General features: G+C 36.9%; 7 protein-coding genes. 3 read left to right on the forward strand and 4 right to left on the reverse strand.

Features of this window, described 5'->3' with window-relative positions:
• Positions 1–141 precede the first annotated feature (141 nt).
• The 3 genes from AC22ZQ_RS10430 to AC22ZQ_RS10440 are packed head-to-tail and all read right to left on the reverse strand — an operon-like array spanning position 142 to position 1,741.
• Positions 142–801, reverse strand: coding sequence for a hypothetical protein (locus AC22ZQ_RS10430; protein WP_318958727.1), 660 nt, complete (start codon positions 799–801; stop codon positions 142–144).
• Positions 785–1,285: an RNA polymerase sigma factor gene (locus tag AC22ZQ_RS10435; RefSeq protein WP_318958728.1), complete on the reverse strand. Its 501-nt coding sequence runs from the start codon at positions 1,283–1,285 to the stop codon at positions 785–787. Before AC22ZQ_RS10435 ends, AC22ZQ_RS10430 begins: the two co-directional genes overlap by 17 nt.
• A 3-nt stretch (positions 1,286–1,288) precedes the next feature.
• Positions 1,289–1,741, reverse strand: coding sequence for a hypothetical protein (locus AC22ZQ_RS10440; RefSeq protein ID WP_318958729.1), 453 nt, complete (start codon positions 1,739–1,741; stop codon positions 1,289–1,291).
• 127 nt (positions 1,742–1,868) lie between these two features.
• Between AC22ZQ_RS10440 and AC22ZQ_RS10445 the strand changes: the two genes are divergently transcribed.
• Entirely contained in the window at positions 1,869–2,699 is an 831-nt protein-coding gene (locus AC22ZQ_RS10445; protein WP_318958730.1) for a hypothetical protein, read from the forward strand.
• Entirely contained in the window at positions 2,692–4,701 is a 2,010-nt protein-coding gene (locus AC22ZQ_RS10450) for a hypothetical protein (protein WP_318958731.1), read from the forward strand. Before AC22ZQ_RS10445 ends, AC22ZQ_RS10450 begins: the two co-directional genes overlap by 8 nt.
• Here AC22ZQ_RS10450 and tsaD read toward each other — a convergent pair.
• Positions 4,690–5,712, reverse strand: a complete 1,023-nt coding sequence (gene tsaD / locus AC22ZQ_RS10455; RefSeq protein ID WP_318958732.1) for a tRNA (adenosine(37)-N6)-threonylcarbamoyltransferase complex transferase subunit TsaD — start codon at positions 5,710–5,712, stop codon at positions 4,690–4,692. The genes AC22ZQ_RS10450 and tsaD overlap by 12 nt on opposite strands.
• A 34-nt stretch (positions 5,713–5,746) precedes the next feature.
• Here tsaD and AC22ZQ_RS10460 point away from each other — a divergent pair.
• The coding region (locus tag AC22ZQ_RS10460) for a hypothetical protein (RefSeq protein WP_318958733.1) at positions 5,747–7,983 on the forward strand (2,237 nt) is incomplete at its 3' end.

Consider the following 7,983-nt stretch of genomic DNA (forward strand, 5'->3'; position numbering starts at 1 on the left):
GTGTCATAGTGGAGGATTTTACCGATGCGTCAGTCTTAGCTTTAAATGTCTTCTTTTTTTAAGGTGTATATGAAATATGCCTCTAAATTAATGAAAAGATTTACGTTAATATACGACCATCAGCAGGGTATTCATCACTTTTTAATCTGCTCTTAAGGCTTGGATATCGTTTACCATATCATCGAGTTTTGCTTTTATTCTTCCATATACAATATTAAAATCCCATTCATATATTTTACCGCCAACCAGGTAAAGTAGAATGAGCATACATAGAACGGAGAGTAGGATTACGAGAGGAATACCAGCAATACTATAAAGATCAGGGTAAGTTTGAAGTAGTTTTTCAACTGCGTATTTACCCAGATGTTTACCCTCCACATTTTTCATCCAAAATCCTAGAAACAAGGCCATAAATATATAAGGGTAGAATAGACGTGAAAACCTTCTGTTCACGGAAATTTGATTTTTAAGCCATTGGTCAAAACTCATTAAATAATCATAAGAACTTTTTGAATTGTCTATGTTTTTAAGACTTTTTAAAAACTTTATGTTCAGTAAGAATAGTATGTTCAAACCTATAAATAGTAGTATACCCATGTAAGGTAATCCTACCAGAAAACTTGCGGTCAAGACTACCAGTGAACCGATTACTATAAGTATCAAGTTCATCTTAAACATGCGTTTAAACTTCTCAATAATGTGCGTTGATTTTTTGCTATAGAGTTTATTTACACGAGGGGCTACTAAGGCATCTGCATCCATAAACCCCTCTTTCCAAATTGATTCAATTGATTTTTCCATTATCCTTTTCTAATATTTTTTTTAAGCGTTCCTTAATGCGTTTAATTTTTACGCCTATGTTGTTGGAGTTTGTTCCTAAAATTTCTCCTATTTCTTTGTAAGATTTTTCTTCTAAATAAAGCATTATTACAGCTCTATCGATTTCTGACAATTGTCGTATGGCATCGTAAAGTTGGTTCAAATCTTCATTAGCAAAAGCCTTACTATCCGCTGTTAATTCTGGGGGGATATAGTCAGAGGCAAATAGCTGTGAACCATTCTTTTTCTTTTTGAGTAGCGTTAAGCAAACATTTAAGCTAATCCTGTAAATCCAAGTAGACCATTCAGATTCATTTTTAAAGTTTTCAGAACTGCGCCAGATTTGTAAACATGTTTCTTGGTAGTAATCCTCGAAATCTTCCTGAGAATTGGTATAAGCCCTACATAACTTAATGATGATGGATGCATAGGGCAATATATGTGTGGTGTAAAAATCACTACTCATGTATTAAGCAATATTTAATACTCTGTTTTCTTCTAATGCTGTTTTGTCCAAATACTTTCCGATGAAGTATCCGATGAATAAACCTACACATATTCCTATTGAACTCCCATTGGGGTCCTGTAAGATAGATGTTCCAAGGACAACACCAAAGACTATTCCTAAGCTCATAGAGTATTCTTGGTAGTGATTATGAATAACCAAAGAGAAGTTTTTATTTAGGAAGCCTAGAAATAAGCGTAGTTTTTTTCTAAAGTACGTTTTTCTTCTTGTTTTGATAGGCTTTATATCTAATCGTGTTAATTCTGACTGAATCATTGTTAATTCTTCTTTTGTGAAATCTCTTCCCTCTAAAGCTGATAACACCTTTAAAAATCGATGGTAAACCTTACTTTCTCTTTTTGAAGTGCTTTGCTGTAATAATTCCTCGAGCTGTTGTTTTGTTTCTGAAATCGTCATTTTACTTTGCTTTTATAAGGTTAGTGGCTCGAGTTTATGATTTATTACACCTTCTAGAATTATTTTTTGAGGATTTCCACAGGGTAGATTTTTTTGAGCAATAAGAGGGGTGTTGTATCTTCTGGATATGAAAACCTACCTAACACTTTTGGGGTGTTGTATTACGCTTATTTCAACCTCCCAAATCAACAGAGAATATGGGGCTGATATACATGCATTGGCCGGAAATAGCGTAGCCTATCATTCTCCCTTTGCAAGTATGAAAAATCCTTCGTTGGCTACACTTCAAACAGATATTTCTCTTGCTGTGAGTTACAGTAATAAATTCTTATTGAAAGAATTACAAGCGCAAAGTTTACAGCTTCACCTCCCCATTAAAAAGAGCGTCCAACATCAATGTTTTGTTTTCGGAATTCGGCATTTTGGTCACAGCCTGTATAGGGATATACGTTTCAACCTTGGCTATGCCATGGAGCTCTCGGAAAGATTATCCCTGGGGGTGCAACTAAACTATTTATACTTGGCTATTGGTCAAGGAGACTTTATAAGGCACAAGCTCAGTGGCGATATGGGGTTGCATTATCAGTTGAATGAAAAAACGCGCTTAGGTATGTCGGTTCTTCACCTCAATGAACCAAGAATAGATCTATTCCTAGATGCTGGGTACAGATCGACCATATTATTAGGGGCAGTCCATGAATTGAGTGAAGGAATTGAGGTGTTAGGACAAATAGAGAAATCCAATACGCATCCTTATGTGCTAGCAAGCGGAATTCGTTACCAAGCGCATGAAAAGTTAGAATTACTCGCAGGTATACGTTTTCAAACCTGGGAATATGCCTTAGGGTTTAGTTACCGAAACAGTTGGTTTAAACTCATTTGTGCCTTTCGTTTCGCGCAACAATTGAGTGGGTCACCTTCTTCAAGTTTTATCATTAGTTCGTTTGAAAATGAGTAGGGTTTGGACCATAGCATTCCTTCTGTTTGCTTCTCTTTTACATGCACAAGAAGAAATACAAGGTAGTTTAGAGTATTTAGCTGAACAACAAGAGGTAGAAGAAATTGATCTCACTCAAAAAAGAGACCTTTTGCTGTTTTACCTTGAACATCCCATCAACTTGAATCAGAATGAAATTACGCCTCTTGTAGATTTAGGCTTAGTTACGGAGCTACAGGCTCAAGCATTAAGCCTTCACAAACAAGAGGCTGGAAAGTTGTTGAGTATTTATGAACTTCAATCCATCGAGTTTTGGGATTCAGAATCAATTTCTCGTGTACTAGCTTTTGTTGTCGTTAAACAGAGTTTTGAAGATAGGTCATTGCCCTTGCATGACCTTTTCATGTACGCCAACAAACAAGTTTATCTTAAAAGTTTAGGAGCAACTCAAAAGAAGAGAGGGTACAGTGGTGATTCAACTATTAACGGATATTTAGGAAGTCCAATAAGCTATTATTTACGTGCTCGTTTACATTATGGTAGAAATTTTAGTTTGGGTTTAACTCTGGAGCAAGATGCTGGTGAACCTTTGCAAAAATCCAAACTCCCTGATTTTTCATCCATTCATTTGTTTCTCGGAAAACGAGGCGTTATGGATGCATTGGCATTGGGTGATTTTACAGCGCAGATTGGTCAGGGCTTAATTCATTGGACAGGCTATGGAGCGGGAAAATCTATGCAACTGACAAGCATTAAGAAAAACGCCCGGGCTTTACGGCCATCAACCTCCGTGGATGAAAGTCGATTTTTGCGTGGTATAGGTATACGGTTGAAGCAAAAGAAAAATAGTATAACTCTTTTCGCTTCACATAAAAGCTTGAGCGGGAGGTTGAATGCAACAGGAGATACAGCACTGAGTATTCTTCGTTCCGGTTATCATAGGACTGTGAGCGAATTCAACACGAAGAACAATCTGAAAGAAAGTATTGTAGGCGTATCATTACAGCATCAAAGAGCGTCTATGGGTTTTGGAATCAATCACATCTATCAATCCTATTCCTTGCCTTATTACAAAGCACAAAATATCTACAATGGCTTTCAGTTTAGAGGTCAAAACCTTTCTAATTCCAGTTTAGATTACCAATGGAATTATAGAAATTTACAATTTTTTGGGGAGTTTGCTTATGCTTGGCAGATCAATGCTTGGGCGCATTTGCAGGGCGTTTTAATGGCGCTCAATAAATCTTTAAGTTTAAGTTTGTTTAGAAGAGATTATGATAGGGACTATCACGCTTTTTATGCGCGGGCTTTTGCGGAAAACTCAAGAATAGAAAATGAGAAGGGTACTTTCACTGCTATAGATTTTAAAAAGGGCAGACATCATATAAATGCCTATGTAGATGTGTTTTGTTTTCCTTGGTTGAAGTACCAAGTAGATGCTCCGAGCAAGGGGCAAGAGCTCAATAGTATGTATCAATACAAGTGGCGAAAACATGCTTTTATTTACTTCCGATACCGATATAGAAATAAGCCTAAAAATGCCAAGGAAAGCCAACAAAAAACAAATCCCATTGAAGATGTGATTCAGCAAAATTTCAGGGTTCATCTGCAAATAGAAATGATCAAGGGGTTGACGTGGAAAATGCGTTGGGAAAAGGTAAAGGTGTTAAGGGGGAAGGATGAGTCAACAGGAGATCTTTTCTTGCAAGATTTGAATTTTAGACCGATGAGTTTTCCTTTGGATATTAGTGTGCGTTATGCACTTTTTAATACGGATAATTACGACGCTAGAATCTATGCTTATGAAAATAATGTACTGAATACATTTAGTATACCTGCCTACTACAATAAAGGGTTACGCTATTACTTGGTGTTGAGATGGCGCATGAACAAATACCTAGATGTTAACCTAAGGTTGGCTTCTACGCATTATTCAAATAAAAAAGAGTTAGGTTCTGGTTTAGAGTTGATTAAAGGGAGTCGTAAAACGGATTTGACGTGTCAACTACGTTTAAAATTTTAAACGTGCAGTAGCTGCAATACTCTGGTCTGCAAACTCTCCGCGTAGGTAATGGTACCTTCCTGTAATCGCTATCATGGCTGCATTATCTGTACAGTATTCAAACTTAGGAATGAAAGTTTTCCATTGACGCTTTTTCGCTTCTTCTTCTAAACGCGTTCTTAAGCCTGAATTAGCAGAAACTCCTCCCGCAATGGCAATACTTTTAATGTTTTGCTCTTTGGCTGCTTTGATCAGTTTCTTAAACAAAATGTCTAATATGGTTTTCTGAATAGAGGCACATAAATCATTCATGTTTTCCTCCACAAAATTTGGGTTTTCTTTCTCCTGATTTTGAATGAAATAGAGGATAGATGTTTTGAGTCCGCTGAAACTATAATTTAAGTCTTTTACATTGGGCTTTGCGAATTCAAACTTGTTTTCATCTCCTAGCTTGGCGTTTTTGTCAATCAACGGCCCACCAGGGTAAGGAAGCCCAAGAATTTTAGCTGATTTATCAAAGGCTTCACCTGCTGCGTCATCGATCGTTGTTCCTATCACTTCCATGTCCAAATAATCTTTTACTAAGACAATTTGTGTATGCCCACCAGAAACCGTTAAACAAAGGAAGGGAAACTCAGGTTTGTCTTTGCCTTCATCATCTATAAAGTGCGCTAATACATGACCATGCATGTGGTTACAATCTAACATCGGTATATCCATACCCATGGCAAAAGACTTGGCAAAGGAAGTTCCTACAATCAAAGATCCTAAAAGACCTGGACCACGCGTGAATGCTATGGCATCAATGTCTTCTTTTTGGATGCCTGCCTTTTTAATGGCAGTATCAACCACAGGGATAATGTTCTGTTGATGAGCGCGTGAGGCCAGTTCAGGAACAACTCCACCATACTCTTTATGAACACCTTGGCTCGCAATTTCATTTGATAAAATTTCTTCATTTCTTAAAACCGCTGCAGAAGTGTCGTCACAGCTCGATTCTATACCTAAAATGATAATTTCTTTATCCTTCATGATTGGACCAACTTTTGATTATTTTTACAATTCGATGGCAAAGTTACTCAAAATACTAGGAAAAGGTTTCTTGGGACTCTTAGAATGGGTTTTGATATTAATTTTTCTTCTTGTACTAGCCATCCGCAGTCCAAAATTTCAAACCTATGCGGCGCATCAAGCAACTTCATTTTTAAGTAATGCTTTAGATGCAAGGGTAGAAATTGATAAGGTAGACATTAGCTTTTTTGATCAAATCTACCTCAAGGGAATCTTTGTTGAAGACCACAGACACGATACCTTAGCAGCTATTGATCTTTTGCAAGTAAATGTATCCGATATCAATGCCAAAAAACTGATTTTTAGTTTAGATGAGGTTAAACTTCAAAATGCAAGAATTAACCTGAAAACCTATGCTGGTGAGGACCATCTGAACCTTCAATACATCGTAGATTATTTTAAGAGTGATAAACCGCCTTCCAAGACACCGAATTTTGTGCTTTCGAGTCAAGCCGTAATTCTAGATAATGTAGATTTTTCTCTCGTGGACGAAAACAAAGCATTGAACGCTTATGGGGTGGACTATGACCACATGCATTTTATAAACACGCAGCTTACTTTTGCGGATTTGGTGTATACCCCTCAAGGCTTAGTTGCTAAATTAGAGCACCTCCATACAAAGGAGAATTTCTCAGGGTTTAAATTAGACGAGCTTTCGGGAGATGTGAAGCATAGTGGAGAAGGAATCTTCTTTGAAAACCTAATTATCAAAACTTCTGAAACCGATCTTCAGGCCAAAAAACTAGCGCTAATTACCCACAGTTATGCAAATTATTTAGAGTTTATAGATAGTGTTGATTTTGATGTTGAAATTGCGGGTGCCAAAGTATCGATGACGGATGTTTCAATGTTTGCTCCTCAATTAAAGGGGATGACGGATGTTGTTTACTTAGATGTTAAAGCAAGTGATAAAATAAAAAACTTGAATTTGAAGGAGGTTTACCTTCAGTTTGGACATTCCTCTTATATCGCAGGAGATTTTATTCTTCCTGATTTTAGAGAGGAGAAAGATTTGAGGTTCAATGAACTGATTAGTGACTTTTATATTACCCTACAAGATTTAGAGGCTTTGAATTTACCGGAAAGCGCCGGAGATAGTCATTTATCTTTACCGCAACAGGTCATGAACTTTGATTATGTAAATGGGAGCAATGTTTACTTTACAGGGAACTTGAATACATTCAATATAAAAGCCAAAAACATAAGAACGGCCTTGGGGATAGTTCATATTTCTAGGGATTTGACCTTCGATTACCACCAAGATGAGAAAGCGTATTTCTTTGGAGAATTTAAAGATTCATCCTATTACATCGATGTGGAAGAATTTCAATTAGGCACTTTCCTAGGATTAGAAGATTTTGGAAATGCCACAGCTAGCTTTGCCATTAGTGGATACGCTCCAAGTTTCAGTGATATCAACTTTACTTCAATTACCGGATTTGTGGAACGCTTTGATTATCGCAATTATCCTTATTCTAATATTAGTATAGCCAAAGGGCAGTTGCTCGGGGAACAGGTGTATGCGCAATTGGATATGAAGGATAAATTAGTAGATCTTCAATTTGACGGTAATATCAATTTTTCCGACAAAGAATTCATGAAGTTTGATGTCACAGTAGACGCTGAACACTTGGAGAAGTTAAATTTAGGATTGCCTGATTCTGTTGATTTCCTGGCGAATATGGAGGTGGATTTAAAGGATTATACCAAAGAGTATTTCAAGGGTGCAGTAAACATAAAGGATATTCATTATTCACAGGCGGGCAAGAGTTTTGATTTGAAGCAATTGCAAGTAAAAGCAGAGCGAAGTGCTACAAAGGATAAGCTTTCCTTGCAGTCTGATTACTTGGATGCGGATATGGAAGGGAAGTTTAATTTTGCTGAAATCCCTACCAACATCGAATTTCAATTGGAACAAATATTCCCAGCTTTGTTTATACGACAAGAGAAGGAATTGGAGAACATTCAAAATAATTTCACGTATCAATTGGTCGTAAAGGATGCCCAACCCGTTTTAGATGTCCTTTATCCTGAGTTAGGAATCGCTAACAATACCATTGTATATGGTGAATTTGATGCGCCTCAAAAGAATTACAATTTAACCCTGAACTCTCCTAAATTAAGTTATGGGAAGTATTACGGAGAAAATATAGCTACTACCCAGGAATTATATTCGGGGAATTTAATCGCTGTTTGTGATATGGATGAAATCTATATCAACGATACACTGAA

It is taken from the genome of Lishizhenia sp. (assembly GCF_057456495.1).